Source organism: Sulfuricurvum sp. (genome assembly GCF_023250475.1).
Lineage (GTDB): Bacteria > Campylobacterota > Campylobacteria > Campylobacterales > Sulfurimonadaceae > Sulfuricurvum.
In genome coordinates, this window is record NZ_JAHFAQ010000031.1 from 1 (window position 1) to 17,975 (window position 17,975).

General features: G+C 47.9%; 21 protein-coding genes. 6 read left to right on the forward strand and 15 right to left on the reverse strand.

The window, feature by feature from the left end:
- The 8 genes from Q0C19_RS04610 to Q0C19_RS04645 form a co-directional block, all read right to left on the reverse strand.
- Positions 1-650, reverse strand: a 650-nt coding sequence (locus Q0C19_RS04610) for a PIN domain-containing protein (protein ID WP_295053216.1), incomplete at its 3' end; no start/stop codon positions are given.
- Between the two features lie 45 nt (positions 651-695).
- Positions 696-1,769, reverse strand: coding sequence for a chorismate synthase (aroC, locus tag Q0C19_RS04615; protein WP_295053218.1), 1,074 nt, complete (start codon positions 1,767-1,769; stop codon positions 696-698).
- Positions 1,766-2,446 (reverse strand): ribonuclease III, encoded by a 681-nt coding sequence (gene rnc, locus Q0C19_RS04620; RefSeq protein ID WP_295053220.1) that lies wholly within the window; start codon positions 2,444-2,446, stop codon positions 1,766-1,768. Before rnc ends, aroC begins: the two co-directional genes overlap by 4 nt.
- Complete coding sequence (gene rnhA / locus Q0C19_RS04625) at positions 2,446-2,880, reverse strand: ribonuclease HI (RefSeq protein ID WP_295053222.1); 435 nt, start codon at positions 2,878-2,880, stop codon at positions 2,446-2,448. The genes rnc and rnhA overlap by 1 nt, the downstream gene beginning before the upstream one ends.
- Positions 2,855-3,898 carry a tetratricopeptide repeat protein gene (locus Q0C19_RS04630; protein ID WP_295053224.1) on the reverse strand — a complete coding sequence of 348 codons (1,044 nt, stop codon included), beginning with the start codon at positions 3,896-3,898 and terminating at the stop codon, positions 2,855-2,857. Before Q0C19_RS04630 ends, rnhA begins: the two co-directional genes overlap by 26 nt.
- Positions 3,899-3,904: 6 nt before the next feature.
- A complete protein-coding gene (locus Q0C19_RS04635) occupies positions 3,905-4,372 on the reverse strand; it encodes a hypothetical protein (protein ID WP_295053226.1) in 468 nt (155 codons plus the stop codon).
- The gene (gene recJ, locus Q0C19_RS04640; RefSeq protein WP_295053228.1) at positions 4,369-5,970 is read right to left on the reverse strand and encodes a single-stranded-DNA-specific exonuclease RecJ; all 1,602 of its coding nucleotides are present in this window, start codon (positions 5,968-5,970) and stop codon (positions 4,369-4,371) included. Before recJ ends, Q0C19_RS04635 begins: the two co-directional genes overlap by 4 nt.
- A complete protein-coding gene (locus tag Q0C19_RS04645) occupies positions 5,948-7,582 on the reverse strand; it encodes a CTP synthase (protein ID WP_295053230.1) in 1,635 nt (544 codons plus the stop codon). The genes recJ and Q0C19_RS04645 overlap by 23 nt, the downstream gene beginning before the upstream one ends.
- Positions 7,583-7,725: 143 nt before the next feature.
- On the opposite strand from Q0C19_RS04645, the gene Q0C19_RS04650 reads away from it, so the two are divergent.
- Positions 7,726-9,336 (forward strand): cation:proton antiporter, encoded by a 1,611-nt coding sequence (locus Q0C19_RS04650; protein ID WP_295053231.1) that lies wholly within the window; start codon positions 7,726-7,728, stop codon positions 9,334-9,336.
- Here Q0C19_RS04650 and Q0C19_RS04655 read toward each other — a convergent pair.
- From Q0C19_RS04655 to secG, 4 genes are read right to left on the reverse strand one after another with little or no spacing between them, the layout of a single operon-like run.
- Positions 9,331-9,648, reverse strand: coding sequence for a hypothetical protein (locus Q0C19_RS04655; protein ID WP_295053233.1), 318 nt, complete (start codon positions 9,646-9,648; stop codon positions 9,331-9,333). The two genes, Q0C19_RS04650 and Q0C19_RS04655, sit on opposite strands and share 6 nt — an antisense overlap.
- Positions 9,648-10,256 carry an orotate phosphoribosyltransferase gene (pyrE, locus tag Q0C19_RS04660; protein ID WP_295053235.1) on the reverse strand — a complete coding sequence of 203 codons (609 nt, stop codon included), beginning with the start codon at positions 10,254-10,256 and terminating at the stop codon, positions 9,648-9,650. Before pyrE ends, Q0C19_RS04655 begins: the two co-directional genes overlap by 1 nt.
- A 2-nt stretch (positions 10,257-10,258) precedes the next feature.
- Entirely contained in the window at positions 10,259-10,816 is a 558-nt protein-coding gene (gene frr, locus Q0C19_RS04665; protein ID WP_295053237.1) for a ribosome recycling factor, read from the reverse strand.
- A gap of 16 nt (positions 10,817-10,832) precedes the next feature.
- Positions 10,833-11,150 carry a preprotein translocase subunit SecG gene (gene secG / locus Q0C19_RS04670; RefSeq protein ID WP_295053239.1) on the reverse strand — a complete coding sequence of 106 codons (318 nt, stop codon included), beginning with the start codon at positions 11,148-11,150 and terminating at the stop codon, positions 10,833-10,835.
- Positions 11,151-11,469: 319 nt separating this feature from the next.
- On the opposite strand from secG, the gene Q0C19_RS04675 reads away from it, so the two are divergent.
- The 4 genes from Q0C19_RS04675 to Q0C19_RS04690 are packed head-to-tail and all read left to right on the forward strand — an operon-like array spanning position 11,470 to position 14,659.
- Positions 11,470-12,417, forward strand: coding sequence for a zinc ABC transporter substrate-binding protein (locus tag Q0C19_RS04675; protein WP_295053241.1), 948 nt, complete (start codon positions 11,470-11,472; stop codon positions 12,415-12,417).
- The gene (locus Q0C19_RS04680) at positions 12,408-13,169 is read left to right on the forward strand and encodes a metal ABC transporter ATP-binding protein (RefSeq protein ID WP_366822903.1); all 762 of its coding nucleotides are present in this window, start codon (positions 12,408-12,410) and stop codon (positions 13,167-13,169) included. Before Q0C19_RS04675 ends, Q0C19_RS04680 begins: the two co-directional genes overlap by 10 nt.
- 9 nt (positions 13,170-13,178) lie before the next feature.
- Complete coding sequence (locus Q0C19_RS04685; protein WP_295053245.1) at positions 13,179-13,976, forward strand: metal ABC transporter permease; 798 nt, start codon at positions 13,179-13,181, stop codon at positions 13,974-13,976.
- Positions 13,973-14,659 carry a methyltransferase domain-containing protein gene (locus tag Q0C19_RS04690; protein ID WP_295053247.1) on the forward strand — a complete coding sequence of 229 codons (687 nt, stop codon included), beginning with the start codon at positions 13,973-13,975 and terminating at the stop codon, positions 14,657-14,659. Before Q0C19_RS04685 ends, Q0C19_RS04690 begins: the two co-directional genes overlap by 4 nt.
- Before the next feature lie 4 nt (positions 14,660-14,663).
- On the opposite strand, the gene Q0C19_RS04695 is transcribed toward Q0C19_RS04690, so the two are convergent.
- Positions 14,664-15,911 carry a leucine-rich repeat-containing protein kinase family protein gene (locus Q0C19_RS04695; RefSeq protein ID WP_295053249.1) on the reverse strand — a complete coding sequence of 416 codons (1,248 nt, stop codon included), beginning with the start codon at positions 15,909-15,911 and terminating at the stop codon, positions 14,664-14,666.
- A 100-nt stretch (positions 15,912-16,011) separates the two neighbouring features.
- On the opposite strand from Q0C19_RS04695, the gene Q0C19_RS04700 reads away from it, so the two are divergent.
- Positions 16,012-16,386, forward strand: coding sequence for a hypothetical protein (locus Q0C19_RS04700; RefSeq protein ID WP_295053251.1), 375 nt, complete (start codon positions 16,012-16,014; stop codon positions 16,384-16,386).
- Positions 16,387-16,392: 6 nt separating this feature from the next.
- Here Q0C19_RS04700 and Q0C19_RS04705 read toward each other — a convergent pair whose 3' ends face one another.
- Positions 16,393-17,607 carry a TIGR03862 family flavoprotein gene (locus tag Q0C19_RS04705; protein ID WP_295053253.1) on the reverse strand — a complete coding sequence of 405 codons (1,215 nt, stop codon included), beginning with the start codon at positions 17,605-17,607 and terminating at the stop codon, positions 16,393-16,395.
- Positions 17,604-17,975 (reverse strand): thiamine-phosphate pyrophosphorylase (locus tag Q0C19_RS04710; RefSeq protein WP_295053255.1); only part of this gene is annotated, 372 nt, incomplete at its 5' end. The genes Q0C19_RS04710 and Q0C19_RS04705, both read right to left, overlap by 4 nt.

The following is a 17,975-nucleotide window of genomic DNA, read 5'->3' on the forward strand; positions in this document are numbered from 1 at the left end:
TTTTGGACAAATGTGATTTGGTCAAAATTATGGTGTTCTACCTCCGATGGGATAGAGGGAGTTTCTTCGTATTCATAGGTATAGGTAAAATCAATTCGTTCGGGTGCTTCGACACTGCTGTTGCGGATACTTTGGGTACGGATCCCGCGTATCTCTGCGGCAATCCGAAACGACATATCGTTCGAGAGGAGAATAAGATCGTAATCATCGGCGATTTCACCGATCTTGGCGTCATTGATCCCTTTGGGTTCGGAAAAGTTGTGGGCAACACGGTAGTGTTCGCGGTGGACGATATAGAGATCGATGAGATTGGCCTCTTCTCCGCCGTGAAGCGAGCGGTCAAAGTTCAATGACAAGCGGTAATAGCGGTCATTTTGACAGAGGGCAAGATCGATACGGTCTCGTACGCACAGCGGAAGTTCTACGGAACTGATCGGTTCTCCCCATGCCGCATCGGCAAGACGGAAAAATTCGCGTGCCTGAAACCCCGCTTCGGAGCGCATGTCATCTTTTTTGCTGTTAAGCTCGGCTAAAACAATATTAGTAATGAGAATACCGTTGTGGTTCTCATCGCTAATTCGTAAAATATTGGTAGGGTCATCAAGGATAACGGAGGTATCGAGGAGGTAGCAGTTTTGAGTGCTTGCCACGGAAAAACCTTTTTGATAAGATTATCTATGGTAGCGAAAAAAATCTTAAGCGTAGTACTTCTTGATGGCGTTCATCGTAGAACCCATATTCAGCAGTACCATATCGGCACATACCAGTGCCGCCATCGACTCCGCAACGACGGAGCCGCGTATCGCGACACAAGGATCGTGTCTCCCTTTGAGGGAGACGTGGACACTTTCATTATCGGTATTGATACTCTCTTGATCGATAAAAATCGACGGGGTAGGTTTGAAATGGACACGGAGAAGGACATCGTCACCGTTGCTCATCCCCCCTAAAATTCCCCCGGCGTGGTTGGATTTAAATCCCTCCGGGGTTATCGGATCGTTGTTTTGACTGGCAAGAAGCTCTGTGCTGTGAATCCCTTCTCCGATCTCTACCGCTTTGACGGCATTGATCCCCATCATCGTCTCTGCCAATACGGCATCGAGTTTGTAATAAAGTCCTTGCCCCAAACCGATCGGAAGACCCGAAATTTTGATTGTTGCGACACCGCCCACCGAATCATGGGTATTTTTTGCTTCCAAGATAGCGGCTTTTTGGGCCTCTTCAACGGTTGGATCAAGGGCATAAATAGGGCTATTTCGAGGATAGGAGAAATCGAGATTCTGCGCTTGGATCCCGTGGATGGCGCTGATACCGCTCGCAAACTCTATCCCAAGAGATTTGAGCATCAATTTTGCCACCGCACCCCCTGCAACGCGCGCTGCAGTTTCGCGTGCACTAGAGCGGCCGCCGCCGCGGTAATCACGCAGACCGTATTTGTGAAAATAGGTAAAATCGGCATGCCCCGGACGGAAGATATCTTTGACGTTGGAGTAGTCGCCGCTTTTTTGGTCGGTGTTATAGATGACTAGGGTGATCGGAGTTCCGGTACTGAGTCCCTCAAATACACCGCTGAGGATCTCGACTTTATCCTCTTCTTTGCGGGCGGTTGCAAACTCATTCTGTCCCGGTTTGCGGCGGTCCAGTTCGCTTTGGATAAAGGCTTCATCGATCAATAGGCCGGCAGGGACACCGTCGAGGACACAGCCGATCGCTTTTCCGTGCGATTCACCGAAGGTGGTAATTGTAAAGCGTTCCCCGAACCGATTCATTTAAGTTCCTTTGAGAGCATTTCAAGAGCAATCTGCGCTGCTTCTTGCTGAGCCTGCTTTTTACTTTTCCCTTGCGCGGAAGCGTACCGTTTGCCGTCGATGAGAACGGCAATTTCAAACTCTTTTTTATGGTCGGGTCCGTGTGCCGCGATGAGCTGATATTCGGGTGTCGTTCCGTAATGGGCTTGTGTCAGCTCTTGGAGAGAGGTTTTGTAATCTTTAAAGAGGGAGTCGAGCGAAATATCGGGGTGAACTTGCTCGAGAAGAGATATCGTAATCTCTTGCACTTTACCCAAACCGGTTTCAAGGTACATCGCCCCCATCACCGCCTCGAATGCATTGGAGAGGAGAGAGCTTTTTGTCCGTCCGCTGTTGTTCTCCTCGGCGTTGGAGAGAAAGATGTGCTCCCCCAGTTTGAGATGGGTCGCGAGAGAGGTAAATCCCCCCTCATTGACGAGCGAAGCGCGCATTTTCGAGAGTTTACCCTCGTCATATCCACGAAACTTTGTGTATAGATATTCGCCGACGATCAAATCGAGTACCGCATCTCCCAAAAACTCAAGTCGCTCATTATTGTAGGGCTGTTTGTAGCTTTTATGCGTCAGCGCTTCAATAAGGAGCTCTTTGTTTTGGAATGTGTACCCTAAACGCTCTTGCAGGGCATATAAGTTATCCATTAGTTACTCAATCCTTGTTTAAATTTTTCCGCCTCTTCGCGGGCGATTTGGTCGCATTGTTCATTTTCAATGTGTCCGTTATGTCCGCGAACCCATACGCCGTTAATACGGTGAGGTTTCGAGACTTTGATGTACTCATTCCACAGATCGGGATTTTTGACTTTGGCAAAGTTGCGTTTGATCCACCCCTCCAGCCACTCGTTGATCCCTTTGATAACATAGCTTGAATCCGAAATAACCGTTACTTCGCACGGTTCTTTGATCGCACGAAGTCCTTCGATCACTCCAAGCAGCTCCATACGATTATTGGTCGTATGGGCTTCTCCTCCTCGGATAATCCGCTCTTTATCGCCGTAGCGTAAAATAGCTCCAAACCCGCCGGGTCCGGGGTTACCCAGTGCTGAGCCGTCACTGAAGAGAGTTATTTTCTTCAAATCGTTCCTTTGAGAGATTCATAATGCTCTGCAGCGAATCAATCGCATGACAGTGAGGACAGCGGTGAAACGGCAAAAATGAGATCACGTTACATTTATCACATGAATATTCAAATTGCAGTGTCGCTTTAGCGTTGCCGGAGCGACGAAGGGCGATTAGGATATCGAGTTCGAAAATCGAACTCCCCTCAGAGAGATCGACGGAACCTTTTGCACTGAATAATTCGCGTAAGAAAGTATTGTTTGCAATTATATCCAAATCAAGATTTTCATCTCTGAGGCGCCATAAAATATCGCTCAGCCGCTGGCTCAGAGATTGATCGAAATGGCGCCAGGCGAGTATCGGGCGGTAGCTGAAGAGCCATTCGAAAATCATGTATCCCAGCTGATAGTGGGCGGTGTAGAGATCGATCAGCTTTTGAGCTTTTTCATCGGTATCGATGCGGTGATCATTGAGCAGAATCCGGCATTCGAGATAAAGCCGTTCATTGAGTGTAGCGGGGGAGAGTTCTTCCAGAGATTCCATAACCTCCAGCGCTTTGTCGTATTGTTGAAGATGCTCATAAATGAGAATCAGGAAATGCAATGCCTGCGGTGTGCGGGGTGAATTATGGAGGATTTGGAGGAATGTTTGGCGTGCACGTTCTAAAAAACCGGCTTTGAAAAAACTTTTCCCCAACAGCAGGAGAGCATCTTTTTGGAAAATCGGGTCACGGTTCTTTGAAAGAAGTGCGTGATAGATCTCGACACTTTTTTCGTAATTTCCCTGATGCTCGAAACTTTGCGCCAACAGCAACCATGATTCGCTGGTCAGGGAGTTGGTTTGAACCTGCTCGGTCAGTTTTTCCCCTTCGCCGAGCGATTCAAATTTTCCCAGAAAAGATTCCAGATCCGTATGCTCTTTGGCTGCTTTGTACCGTCCCCACCAATAGCTTAAAAAGGAGAGGATAAAAAGGAGGATAAAAAAGACGACGATCCCGAAAAGGGGATCGCGAAATTCAATAAAAAATGTGTCCATGTCGTATTATAGCCGTGAAAAGGTTATTTCTTGAATGATTTGCGTATTTAGATCGATTCGGTAGTGTAGGGAAGGCTCGTTTTCATAATAACACAGATCATTCTTGCAGCGGAGCGTTTTGCTCATAGGGAGTTGGTCTCCCAAACCTTGGTGGTTCTTGTTTTTAATGAGAGGAGATACGATCTGAATTTCGGCAATTTTTTTTCCGGAGGAGTCAGAGACAATATCCGCGATGAGCATTTTCCCCCGTTTTAGTTGAAAGATAAGTTGGTTCTGATCCGGAGAAACCCGACTCAGTTTCTCGAAGGTAAAGCCGCTAAGAGAGGAATTTAGCTGATTAAACGGGGTGTTCGGATGGATCGAGCCTAGCCCCTCTTCGCTTATCGTGAGCGGATAGGGCAACGCATCTTTGGGAGTGCTGCAGCCGCTTAGATAAAGGGTGATAAGGGATAAGACGAGTATTCGTAGGATCAAAATATTCTCTCTAGCATAAGTTGGAGTGAGACACGTCCGTTCCACTCGTTTTTGTTGACCGTATAGCTGCAGGAGATTTTTTTATTCTCCGGACATTCCAGTGTCCGTCGGAACGCAATCAGTTCAAGTGTCTTCGGGCTGAGCTTCGAGGGCCGCAGTTCCAAACGACTGTGGGACTGATCGCTGCCGAAGAGTTTTACCGTCACAACATCGGCTTCTCGGATCAAAAAACGGGGACGGGGATTCCCCTCGCCGTAAGGCTCGAATTGTTCCAGCAATTCCAAAAGACCTAAATTGATCATCTCCTGTCTAAGTTCTCCGATAATATCGTTTACAGGGATAAAATCTTTCGCTTCGATCAGACGAGCCGATTCGTTGATCCCTTGTTGAAATTTTTCAACGGCTTCTGAACTCATCGAAAGCCCTGCCGCCATTTTATGACCGCCGAATTTTTGCAGATGATGTTCTTGGGATTTGATGAGAGAATAGAGATCGACATTGCCGATGCTTCGTCCTGAACCTTTGGCTATGCCGTTGTGGATGCTTAGTACTATAGCGGGCTTTTGAAAATGGCTGACGAGGCGGGAGGCGACAATCCCTACGACCCCTTCGTTCCAATGCTCACCGGCTACTACAATGATCGGGTCTTCGGATTTGACGTGCAGCATTGCATGCGCCGTCGTTTGAGCTTCGGTCTCTTTGCGGAGGGTATTGAGCGCGGTGAGGAGTTCGAATTGATGGTAGGCTTTTTCGGTCGTGTCGGCTAATAGAAAATCCAAAGCGATTGAAGCATCTTCAAGCCGTCCGGCTGAATTGAGGCGCGGAGCGATTTGAAACGCGATATCTTCGGAGGAGACGGAGGAGCGGTTCAGGAAATCACGGATGAGGACAAAGGGCGAGAGAGATGACGTCTGCATCATCTCCAGACCCGTTTTGACAATCGCGCGATTGCTTCCCACAAGCGGCATTACATCGGCTATAATCGCGAGAGAGAGAAACGGGAAAAATTGCCGCATATCGATGGAGAGCCCCAGCTCTTGTTTGAGGAGCCCCATTAGGAGCCATCCCACCTGCGCACCGCAAATCTCCTTAAACGGGTAGGGGCAGTCGCTTTGTTTGGGATTGATGATCGCATAGGCATCGGGGAGCACATCCCCGGGAGTGTGGTGATCGGTAATAATCAGATCGATCCCTCTTATCTTGCAAACCTCGGCCGCTTCGATGGCATTGATCCCGTTGTCAACGGTAAATATGACATCCGCATCTAAACGTTCCAAGACATTTTTAGAGACCCCGTATCCGTCGGTAAATCGGTTTGGTATCGTTGTGATGAGGGGGTAGGGGATGAGGTCAAAAAAACGTTTGACGATGGCGGTGGAGGTAACGCCGTCGACATCGTAATCTCCGACCAATGCGATACGCTCTTTATTGCGAATAGCTCTGGCTAAACGCTCAGAGCCTTTTTGGGCATCTTTAAGATGATTCGGGTGGGGAATATCGGAGAGTTTTTCGCTCTGCGCTTCAAATCGGCGCGCTAAAAAACTCCCGAGCATTGCATGATCGAGAAGGGGAACCTCAGGCAGGATTTGGGTTTGCATGCGAGAATGTCGCTTTCACAAATCCGAGAATAGAGGCATTCGGGCTTTGGAGACGAGAGGTGAACTCAGGATGGAACTGTACCCCTAAAAACCAAGGATGCTCCGGAATTTCAACCGCTTCGATCAGTCCGTGAGACTCTCCGGTTACGACCATCCCCGCATTTTCGAGTGCTTCGCGGTAGGTCGGATTTGCTTCGTAACGGTGACGATGGCGCTCATAGATAAGGGCTTCGTTGTTATAGGCGGCGCGGAGGTTTGAGCCTTCTTTGGTTTCACACGGATATTCGCCCAAACGGAGCGTCCCCCCCATCGGGGAGCGATGTGTCCGCAGCTGTGTTTCGCCCGATTGGTCGATGAAATTATCGATCAAGTAGATCATCGGATGGGTTGTCGTTGGATTAAATTCAATCGAGTTGGCATCCTCATATCCGAGGACATTACGGGCATATTCGACGACCGAAAGTTGCATCCCAAGACAGATCCCCAAATACGGAATTTTGTTTTCACGGGCATAACGGATCGCTTCGATTTTCCCCTCGACGCCTCGGTTGCCGAAACCTCCCGCTACGAGAACCGAATCACAGTCGCGTAGAAGTGTCTCAGCCCCTTGAGTCTCGATTTTTTCACTGTCAACCCAGTGGATCGCAACGCGGGTATCGAGATGGGCTCCCGAGTGGATGAGCGCTTCGATCAATGATTTGTACGACTCTTTGAGCTCCAAATATTTACCGACGAAAGCGATTGTGACGTGGTATTTCGGAGAGACGATTTTTTTGACCAATGAATCCCATTGTTCCATATCGGGTTTGAGTTCGCCCAACCCCAGCTCTTTGCTGATCGGAGCAAGAATATTTTGTTGTAAAAAGCTGAGCGGTACGGCGTAAATGGTTTGCTCGTCCATCGCTTCGATGATACTGTCACCGCTGACGTCACAGGCGAGGGCAAGTTTCTTTTTAAAAGTTTTCGGGAGTTTTTCTTCACTACGGGCGATAATCATCTGCGGAGTGATCCCGATACGGCGAAGTTCCTGAACCGAGTGTTGGGTCGGTTTGCTTTTGTGCTCACCGGCGGCTTTGATGAACGGGATAAGGGTTACGTGGATAAAAAATGTCCCCTCAACCTCGTCATCATGTTTCATGGTTCGAATTGCCTCCATGAACGGAAGCCCTTCGATGTCCCCTACGGTACCGCCGAGTTCAACGACAAGAATCTCATGCCCCTCACCCGCTTTTTTGATCCGATCGACGATTTCTCCGACGATGTGTGGGACGACTTGAATCGTTTGACCCAAATACCCGCCGCTGCGTTCACGCTCGATAACCGAGCTGTAAACCTGTCCAGTCGTGAAGTTGCTGGTGCGTAAAAAAGAGGTATCAAGGAACCGCTCATAGTTTCCGATATCCAAATCGGTTTCGGCACCGTCTTTGGTAACAAATACTTCACCGTGCTCTAAGGGACTCATCGTTCCCGGATCGACATTGATGTACGGATCGATTTTGAGCATGCCGACTTGTTTGCCGGAGTGTTTGAGGAGTGCGCCGATACTGGCTGCCGTAATCCCTTTTCCAAGTGAACTTAGAACTCCGCCGGTTACAAAAATATATTTGGTCATTGAATCATTCCTTAGCTTTTAGCGTTTTTACGATGGGGTTAAATGGGTCGTGATGATCCAAAACGTCGACAAATTGCCGCTCTTCTTAAGGAACGTATTATATACTTTTAAGACTTATAAAAACGTTTGAAAAATGGAAATCAATGGAATCTGCTCTATATTACGTCACGATAGCGTTAGGATTCTCTATAGTTGTTAATCTTGTTTTAAAACGATTCGGAATTTCTCAGATTATCGGCTACATTTTGACCGGGGTAACGGTAGCCTACGGATTTGATCTGCGGCACATGGCCGATTCCCATACATTGGAGATGATTGCCGAGTTCGGGGTGGTTTTTTTAATGTTTACGATCGGGCTCGAAGTCTCCCTTCAGCGTCTTTCCACGATGAAAAACGATGTCTTTTTCAACGGATCGTTTCAGGTGCTCCTTTCCGCCGTTATTTTTTTTGCGATTGCGTACGGAGTACTCGGAATCTCGCTCGCAACGGCACTTATTATAGCGATGGCGCTGTCGCTCTCCTCGACCGCTGTAGTACTGAGCTATCTTAAATCGACCAAAGAGATTGCCCGCCCCTACGGTCAAAAAGCGACCGGTATTTTGATTTTTCAGGATCTTGCCGTCATTCCGATTTTGATTTTGATTGGGTTTTTAAGCTCAAACGGCAAAGATATCGGGGATGTTTTGCTCCAAACGGCGGTCAGTGCGGTGGTTATTCTCGGATCACTTTTTATCGTCGGAAAACGGGTGATGACCTGGCTGCTGCATTTCTCTTCGTCCAGTGAAGTGGATGAATTGTTTATGGGATCGGTTTTGGTGATTGTGGTTGCCTCATCGCTTCTTGCTTCGTATGCCGGTTTTACCTATTCGCTCGGAGCATTTGTCGCAGGGATGATTATTGCCGAAACCCGCTACCACCATAAAGTCGAATCGGACATTGCTCCATTCAAAGATTTGTTGCTGGGAACCTTTTTTGTCACGGTCGGGATGAAGATCGATTTGGCCCTGTTTGTTACCCATTTCGATGATATCATGGCCATTTTATTGGTTGTTTTAGCGGTCAAAGCGATTGTGATTTTTTGGGTTATCCGTATTAAGACCCAGGCCAAAATCGCGTTTAAAACAGCGATTGCCCTCTCGCAGGTGGGGGAGTTTTCATTTGCGATATTCGCTTTAGCGGGAAATCATAAGCTGATTCCGGACGAACTCTCGCAAATTTTGGTACTGGTAGTCGTTCTCTCGATCATAGCTACCCCGTTTATTCTGACCAATCTGTCGCGCATCAGCAGCTATTTTTTCAAAGATATCAGCGTAACTGAAACGTTTGCGATGCTACCGGGACGACATAACCATATTATTGTGTGCGGATACGGCGTTGTGGGTAAATTTGTCGCCAAAGAGCTGCGAGCATCGGGAGTCGACTATGTTGTCGCGGATAACAGCTACAAACACGTTCAAGAGGCTTTGCGGGATCATCAAGAGGTCTATTTCGGGGATATGTCCAAAACGGCTATTTTAGACAAACTCTGTACCAAAGATTCGGTCAGTGTTATCATTACTCTCGATAATCTTGATAAGAAGAGACTTATCTGTGAAACAATAATCCGCTATGCGCCGAAGATCAAACTTGTGGTAAAAGTGGTGAGTTTGGAAGAGAAACGCGCTTTGCGCGGACTCCCGATCACCATTACGATTGACGGGAAAAAAGAGGTGGCGGCACGCTTGGTCTCGGAAGCTCTTACGTGCGAGTTATGACTCTTTAGGCTGATCGGTAACCAGCCACTGAAGATAGCGGATGGACCACTCAAGATCTTCGAGAGCGAGGTCGATCTCTTCTACGGGCTTAGGGAGATTGGCCTTGAGCTCACGAACGCGCTGTTTGAGATAGTTTGCCATATTGTAGTAGGTGTTAAGGGAGGTGTCGTCCTGCGCCTTGATAATCAAATCTTCTAACGTAGCGATCAGCTCTTTTTCATTGGGGAAAATGTTTCCCGCTTTACGAAGCGTTCGCTGCACCTTTTGCAGGTGCGGCATATCGACTTTAAATCTTTCCGGATTAGCAGACATTAATTTCCCCGTGACCCCGGTTTAATCGCTTCGCTTCCATCCGCACATAAGGGACAGTTATCCGGTGCGTACATCTCGAAATCGAAGTCAGCCAATGCAAAAAGAGGTTTGTCGCTTGGCAGTGCGCAGTTTACTTTACGCTCCAAGGCACTCCCCTCGCGTTTGCAAAAACCGCGGTTGGCAAGAGCTGCAAAACCGACAATGACGCCGCCGAGGGCTTCGATAGCTTTGGCCGCTTCCATGGCAGAACCGCCGGTCGTGATGATGTCTTCACAGATGAGGACTCTCTCGCCCGGAGTGATCTCAAACCCGCGGCGGATCTGCATCTCGCTGTTGACACGTTCTGCGAAAATCGAGCGCTTATCGAGTGCGGTCGCGAGGGCAAATCCTGCGATCAAACCGCCGAGTGCCGGTGCACATACGGTATCGATTTCGATTCCGTTTGCTTTGATCTTGTCACCCAACGCATCGGCAAGGAGTTTTGCCGTTTTAGGGTCTTCGAGTACTTTCGCCGATTGGAGATAGTACTGCGAGTGGTTGCCTGAACTGAGTTTGAAATGCCCCTCTAGCATGGCATTGGCATTCATATAAATAGCTTTTACGTCCATGGTTATACCGTCAAGATATCTTGCTCTTTACTTTTGAGCAACTCTTCGATTTTTGCAATGTATTTATCGGTGATTTTTTGAACTTGGTCTTGAGCCGATTTGGATTCATCGGCAGTTACGAGTTTATCTTTTTCGAGGACTTTGATTTTGTCGTTTGCTTTTTTACGGTCATTACGTACCGCTACTTTCGCATCTTCAGCCATCCCTTTGGCTTTTTTTGCCGTCTCTTGACGCTGATCTACCGTCATCGCAGGGAAGAAAAGCTTGATTTCGGTTCCGTTGTTGTTCGGATTAACACCGATATCGGCTTTCATGATCGCTTTTTCGATAACGCTAAGCATCGATTTGTCCCATGGAGAGATGGTGATCGTTGTTGCGTCGGTTGCTAAAACACTCGCAGCTTGATCGATCGGAGTGAGTGAGCCGTAGTTATCGACACGAACATTATCCAATATTTTAGTGGTGACACGTCCTGTGCGGAGTGTGCGAAAGTTGCTGAGCAAGTGCTCACAGCTCCCTTGCATCTTCTCTTCACAAAATTGATACACTTCGTTTAACATGAAATTCCCCTTCGTCTTATTTGGTGGTGTTGGCATCGTTAACGATATTGATCGTCGGAGCGCTCACTTCGGTTTGTTCAACCATGGAGTCGACTACGGACGCGTTTTTTTGCTGAGCATAAAAATAGCCTAACGCAACCGTATTCACGATAAAAACAAATCCGAGAAAAAAGGTTACTTTAGCCAAAAAGCTTCCCGGTCCTTTAGCTCCGAAGACTGATTCATTTGAGCCGCTGTAAGCACCCAAACCGATGCTTGAGCTTTTTTGGAGCAGTACCGCGATGGTGATCATAACGACCAAAACGATCTGCACGATGAGCAGTATACCTGTCATGTTAATCCTTGATTTTTAAAAAAGTTCGCGATTATAGCATAGTGTAGATAACAGGCGAATGAAGCCAGCTTTTAAAGAGATTGTGACTAAAATAGTATCTTTAAAAGGAAAACAGTATGTGTAATGAATGTACCCATAAGAAAAAGTTGGCCTATATCGCGGCTGTTCTTGTCTCTTCCATAGCCTATTACTTTGTTTATTTCGGGTGATAGGGCGTTTGATATGGTAAGTGCGCAAATAGTTAATGATATTCACAATATATATTGATAAAATAAAAAATCCTAAATACGGCATAGAGTGTCAAAGAAAGATGAACAGAATGGTGACAAAACGACTGATAGTTTTTGGCGGAGTGATCGCCGCAATCGTTATAGGGGTGAGTTTTTTTTCTTCAAAACCGCATATGAGAGAGACGGCAACCCAAAATAAACCGGTTGTATCGGTGAGTACGTTTTCATTGTATGAAATTGCCCGTACGGTTGCGGGAGATTCATTGGCGATTCATCCGATTATTCCGCTGGGAACCGATCCGCATATGTTTTCCCCCAATCCTACGCAGGTAGCCGATATCTCCAAATCGGCTTTATTCGTTTATAACGGTGCGGGATTCGAGAGTTGGGCGGAGAATCTCAAAAATACCTTTCCAAAATCGATGCAGGTTATCGATATGAGCCAGCATGTTGCGTTAGAAAAAAGCGATAAGCATGAGGAACACGCCCAAGAGGGACACCATCACGGCGCATATGATCCCCATTATTGGCTCGATATTGATAATATGATTAAAATGACCCAAACGTTGGATGGGGAGTTTTCCAAACTTGCTCCTGCCAAAGCGGAGATATTTCACGGCAATGCCGCCACCTACATCGGAGAACTTCAAAAGCTCAAATCGGAGTACACATCGGCTCTTGCAGAGTGTAAAAACCGCACTCTTGTCTCGAACCATGACGCTTTTGGCTATCTTGCCCGTGCGAACACGCTTGAAAATGTATCGGTCATCGGCCTCTCTTCCGATGAGCAGCCAAGTGCTAAAAATATTGCCGATATTATCGCAACGGTAAAAGAGCACGGGGTAAAAACGATTTTTTTTGAGGAGTTTATCAACGATAACGTCTCTCAAACGATTGCCCGTGAGACGGGACTAAAGGCTCAAAGCCTCCAGCCGTTAGAGAATATTAGTGAAGATGAGTTAAAATCGCATCAAACTTATCTTACGATTATGCGTGAGAATCTGAAAAAATTGCGCGAAGCGATGGAGTGCCGTTGAAATTCTCCCCCAGCCTTTTTGACGTAACCAACCTCAATTTTGAGCGGCACGGGAACCTTGTTCTCAAAGGGGCGACATTTCAAATTTTGCCGGGGGAGTATTGTGCGATCATCGGTCCCAACGGCGGAGGGAAAACAACCCTTGTCCGGTTATTATTGGGGCTGGAAAAGTCGACATCGGGGAGTATCCGCCTTTTCGGTACGCCTCAAAACCGCTTTCGTGCTTGGAACCGTATCGGGTATGTCCCTCAGCGTTCGGCGCTGGTGGACAGCACTTTTCCCGCCACCGTGCGTGAAGTGGTTGGAATGGGACGGTATGCCGTGCGGGGGATACTGGGATTTGAATCGGACGACGACAAAGCCGCCATACATGAGGCGATGGAGCTGATGGGGGTCAGCGATTTATCTGAGCGTTTGATCGGCAATCTCTCCGGTGGACAGCGTCAGCGGGTGATGATTGCCCGGGCGTTGGCGTCCAAACCCGATGTCCTGATCGTCGATGAACCCAACACCGGAGTCGATGTCGAATCTCAGCACCGTTTTTATGAACTTCTCCGTACCCTTAACCGCACCAAAAAAATGTCTATCCTTTTTATTACCCACGATATCGGGGTGATTGCCGAAGATATTACCCGCGTCTTGTTTGTGAATCAAACACTGCTCGTCTCCCAAAATCCCGCTGAAGTGGTTCGGTGTGATGAGATGAGCCGACTTTACGGAACACCGGCACACGTTGTGTGTCATAACCATTAGGAAGCAATGATGATGGAAATGTTAAGCTATCCTTTTATGCAGCGAGCCTTTATCGCGGGGTTGATGATTGCCGTTCTTGCCTCCGTTGGCGGATCGTTTATCGTTCTTCGGCGTTATTCGCTGCTAAGCGAAACGTTGGCACACGTCTCTCTCGTCGGGGTCTCTGTTGGATTACTGTTTGGGATGAGCCCTCTATGGATGGCGGTCGTCGCATCGCTCATTGCGTCATGGCTGATCGAGTATCTTCGCAGTGTTCACGGAATGTACTCCGATTCGGTACTTGCCATATTTCTTTCGGGTTCTCTCGCCCTTGCCATCGTTATCGTCTCGATGGCGGGGTCGTTCAATGCCTCGCTCTTTAGCTACCTCTTCGGCTCGATTCTCTCGGTAAGCACGCAGGATTTGTGGGTGATGGGAATTTTCGGCTCGCTGGCAATGGCGTTGTTGTTGGCGTTTTTCAAAGAACTCTATTTTATCGCCTTCGATGAGGATGTCGCCCGTGCGGGAGGTATCCGTGTCACAATGCTGAACTTCATGCTCGTTAGTGTCATTGCGGTGATTATCGCCCTCTCGATTCGGGTGGTCGGGACATTGCTGATCGGGGCGCTGATGGTGATCCCTCCCGTCGCCGCGATCCGATTCGGGATGGGTTTTTATTCGACAACACTCCTCTCTATCGCTATTGCCCTTATCTCGGTAGTGATCGGGCTCAGCGCTTCGTATCTTTTCTCTCTCCCCAGCGGCGCGGCGATTGTTCTGTGTCTCCTCTGTATCTTCATTGTCGCATTGGTCGTTAACCGCCGATGAGCAATGCCTGCCATGAATTTTCAAAGTATGCCGCTGAATACGGCAGCCGCAATGTCATTCAGCGCATAGTCGCAGACAAACTGATCACCTCTACTCTTGATAAACCAAGGCACATTTTGGATTTGGGATGCGGAAGTGGAACTCTCCATTCTCTAATCGATTGGGAGGTTGATCGTTTTGTCGGCGTTGATTTCTCCGCTTCGATGCTCGAACACCATCCTTCGTCACCGAGTGTCGAATTGGTGTTGGGAAATTTCAACGATTCGTCATTGTTTGAGAGATTGAAAGAGGAGCGATATGATCGTATCTACTCTGCCTCGGCATTGCAGTGGGCGGATGATTTAGACGATGTTTTTAAATCTCTGTCGTCATTAAACACCCCTATGTCGTTGGCGATTTTCACTGCGGGAACTTTTAAAACCCTTCATGAATCTGCGGGTGTCACCCCATTGCTTCGAAGCAGTGATGAGGTGATGACTATTGCCGAGAAATATGTAGACGCGCAATTTGAAGTGCTTCACACGACGCTGGAGTTTGATTCGGTGCGGGAGATGTTTCGCTATATCAAGCGTAGCGGAGTAAGCGGAGGGCGCAGAGTTCTCGATTTTACCCAGACAAAACGACTGATGGAGACGTATCCGTTGAATTATCTCGAATTTGAAGTTGTGTTTATTACGACGTAAGGGATTAAAACTCCATCTCCCTGAAAAGCGGTCGCTCCTCTACCGCTTCATTCATACATTGTTCTCGTAACTGCTCCAGTCTCACATAGGCTTCTCCCTCTTTCATGGGGCAGAGCGAGAGCATATCTTCGATGAGGCATCCGAACGCTCGTGCTTCGATCTTCTCGAATCGTTTTTGATACGGTTCATAAAAGCTTGCCGCACCGAAATCTCCCAGATAGCAGTGGTCATCGCTGATGAGGATGTTGTGGGCATAGAGATCGCCGTGCATTACGCCGCGTTCATGCAGATGGGCGCTAGCGGAGGCGATCGATTTGGCTATGGCGAGAATCATTTCCACGCTAAGGATACTTCCCTTTTTGAACGTATCGCGCGTACAGGTTTCAAAATCGGGAGGGAGACCGAGGTTGCGGTAGATTTCGGGAATATACTCCAGCAGCAGTCCCAGCCGCTCATCCCCTTCGATCTTCGCCAATACTTTGATGAGATTCGGATGCTCCCCCGCGCTCATGCAGGCATTCATCTCATCATGCGCGTAACCGTCGCTTGTGATGGCACCTTTAAAGAGTTTGAGGGCTACCTCTTCTTCATGGACGTGTGAATAGGCTTTGTAGATATCTCCCGAAGCGCCGGAACCCAACTTCTCTTTGATCTCTAAGTTATCATACGCAATTTCTTGGAGGGGGAATTTTTGAGTTTTGTTGCACGGATTTCCCGAAAAAGCAAGCCATGAGAGTTTGGGGAGTTCCAGAAGCCATGAGGGAATGGCTTCGAGGCGGTTGGCCGAGAGACGGAGGAGTTCAAGATTTCGGCACGCTGCCATCTCCTCGGGGAGCTTCTCGATTTGATTTCCGGAAAGGGGAAATTTTTGGAGTCTGGTAAGTTTGCCGATGGAGCGGGGGAGATTTACGAGGCGGTTGTCGGTCAGAATCAGCCAGTTGATCCCGTGAGGGAGAATATTTTCATCAAATATTTCAAGTTGGTTCCCCTTAAAGCCTAACATCGTGAGGTTGTTGCATCCTATGAACGAGGGGAGCTTGACAAAACGGTTATACGAAAAAAAGGCGATTCGAAGTCGGGTAAGGCGGCTCAAATCGGGAAGCTCGCTGAGAAGATTGTGACTCAGATCCAAAATTTCCAACGTATTAGAGAGATCGAATATCTCTTCGGGGAACGAAGTGAGGTCTTCACAGAGGGTAAGTTGCGTCACCCCTTTGAGTTCGCCTGAGCGCAATTGTGCCAACGTTTGCATAAAGCCCTTTTCTAAATCAGTTAGTGTCGGAATTTTACCGATATTTGAACTAAAGCGTTATACTATCTCCATCAATAGAATTCCAAGTCGGGAGAAGAAGATGCTGGGGATCGAAAAATACGATAATTTAAAAGAGGTTATGCCGAACCTGATGCCGGTGCTTTGCGATGCGATTCAATCCGAATTTCTGGAAATCAAAAAAATCAATAAGGAGTGCGAAAAATACATCGCCTCCTGCAGCCATTTCCCCGAACTGACAAAAGCCGAATACGTTATTTTCTCCCAACATATTAAAAAGAATGAGCATAAATACGAGCGGTTTGTCTTTATCGATGCGGAGGGAAATATAGTCTGTCATATCACCGGAGCAGAGATGGAACTGTATGGGCTCCTGAATTCATGTACCAACCTTCATATTTCCGAAGAGTATGTTGCGCAACAAACCCATTGTCATGACGGAGAGTGTCGTCACTGATCCGTGTTAGGATGTAAGGGTTTCCAAAACACCCTGTGCCGCAAACGCTCCGCTGGCAAAACATCCGCTTAAGAGATAACCCCCCGTGGGCGCATCCCAATCGAGCATTTCCCCTGCACAAAATACATTCGGCAGCGTGAGGAACATTAGATTCTCATTCAGTCCCTCACGCATTACCCCTCCGGCGGTACTGATCGCTTCTTCTATGGGCTGCATCCCCGTAAGAGTAATGGGATATCTCTTTACGCACGCCGCAACGCTGATGGAGTCATTCCATTTCCCTTTGGGCAGTGTTTCACGAATGAGAGCCGCTTTAACACCATCCAGCCCCCCTTTGCGCCACGTATTATCACGTGATTGCTTGCCTGATGAGGTGAGGCGAGATACTAAATCTGCTTCGCTAATGTGGGGCAAAAGGTCCAAATAGAGAGTCGCCGAGCCGTGTTTCGTAATGTTTTCCCGTAACGGACGCGAGAGGGCATAGATCAATCCCCCCTCAATGCCGTAGGAGGTTAAAATGGCTTCGGAGGAGTTGATGCTCTTTTCGCCGGCATCGTTATTAACCCAACCCGAGATATTTTTTAACGGAGAGCCTAAATGCGTTTGCATAAAGTCCGACCACGTCGCTTTGAAACCGCAGTTGGAGGGCAACAGCGGGTTGAGGGGTACCCCTTTTGCTCCCAAAATACTTACCCATGCCCCATCCGAACCAAGGCTGGGCCAGCTTCCGCCCCCCAAAGCCAAAATTGTAGCATCGGCGGTTACGATAACTTCGCCCTCGGTACTATCAAATCGCAGAGATCCTTGATCCCCAAACCCTTTCCAGTAATGGCGGCAGTGGACGCGAACCCCCCGTTTTTTCAAAGATGAGAGCCAGCGTCGCAACAGCGGTGCCGCTTTCATCTCGGTTGGAAATATTAGACCCGAGCTTCCGACAAACGAATCCACACCCAAACTCTTCATCCAGACTCTTATCATAGAGGGATCAAAAGTTCTAATCATAGGCTCTAACCAATCGGGTTTATCGTAGCGGCCGATAAAATCACTCAGAGGCTCATTGTGGGTGATATTTAATCCCCCTTTGCCCGCCATGAGAAACTTTCTCCCAACGGAGGGTTTGGATTCATAAACATCGACACTCATCCCTGACGCAGACAAAACATCTGCTGCCATTAGTCCGGCCGCACCCGCTCCAATGATAGCAATGCGCTTGGGTTTCAATGACGCTCGTTACTAAGTTCGAGTACGTTTTTCTTTTCTAATGTATAGAGTTCATAGCGGATGGTTTTAAATTGCTCACTCAAAGCAGGCTCTACTATTTTATATAGTTCCTCTAAAACGCGTGAGGATTCTTGCGCTCTTTTGTAGTTTGCTATTATAATAGAAAGGAGATCGGTTCGATTCATCTCACTTTGCATCGTAGGGCGGAGTACATCATTGACACTATCGCGTGAGGCGAGGAGCTCTTCGATGGGTTCGATACGGCACAGATGTCGAAGATTTTTGAGAGAAGTGGAGAGTTCCTTGTCATTGTGAACATAGCGCGCTATATCCTCAATCACACGGATACCCTCTTTAAGACGGTTGAG

Bases quoted from the DNA above. Each gene is read 5' to 3' on its own strand.
- aroC (WP_295053218.1), bottom strand. From the start codon at position 1,769: ATGAATCGGTTCGGGGAACGCTTTACAATTACCACCTTCGGTGAATCG.
- rnc (WP_295053220.1), bottom strand. From the start codon at position 2,446: ATGGATAACTTATATGCCCTGCAAGAGCGTTTAGGGTACACATTCCAA.
- Q0C19_RS04630 (WP_295053224.1), bottom strand. From the start codon at position 3,898: ATGGACACATTTTTTATTGAATTTCGCGATCCCCTTTTCGGGATCGTC.
- recJ (WP_295053228.1), bottom strand. From the start codon at position 5,970: ATGCAAACCCAAATCCTGCCTGAGGTTCCCCTTCTCGATCATGCAATG.
- Q0C19_RS04645 (WP_295053230.1), bottom strand. From the start codon at position 7,582: ATGACCAAATATATTTTTGTAACCGGCGGAGTTCTAAGTTCACTTGGA.
- Q0C19_RS04650 (WP_295053231.1), top strand. From the start codon at position 7,726: ATGGAATCTGCTCTATATTACGTCACGATAGCGTTAGGATTCTCTATA.
- Q0C19_RS04655 (WP_295053233.1), bottom strand. From the start codon at position 9,648: ATGTCTGCTAATCCGGAAAGATTTAAAGTCGATATGCCGCACCTGCAA.
- pyrE (WP_295053235.1), bottom strand. From the start codon at position 10,256: ATGGACGTAAAAGCTATTTATATGAATGCCAATGCCATGCTAGAGGGG.
- frr (WP_295053237.1), bottom strand. From the start codon at position 10,816: ATGTTAAACGAAGTGTATCAATTTTGTGAAGAGAAGATGCAAGGGAGC.
- secG (WP_295053239.1), bottom strand. From the start codon at position 11,150: ATGACAGGTATACTGCTCATCGTGCAGATCGTTTTGGTCGTTATGATC.
- Q0C19_RS04675 (WP_295053241.1), top strand. From the start codon at position 11,470: ATGGTGACAAAACGACTGATAGTTTTTGGCGGAGTGATCGCCGCAATC.
- Q0C19_RS04685 (WP_295053245.1), top strand. From the start codon at position 13,179: ATGATGGAAATGTTAAGCTATCCTTTTATGCAGCGAGCCTTTATCGCG.
- Q0C19_RS04690 (WP_295053247.1), top strand. From the start codon at position 13,973: ATGAGCAATGCCTGCCATGAATTTTCAAAGTATGCCGCTGAATACGGC.
- Q0C19_RS04695 (WP_295053249.1), bottom strand. From the start codon at position 15,911: ATGCAAACGTTGGCACAATTGCGCTCAGGCGAACTCAAAGGGGTGACG.
- Q0C19_RS04700 (WP_295053251.1), top strand. From the start codon at position 16,012: ATGCTGGGGATCGAAAAATACGATAATTTAAAAGAGGTTATGCCGAAC.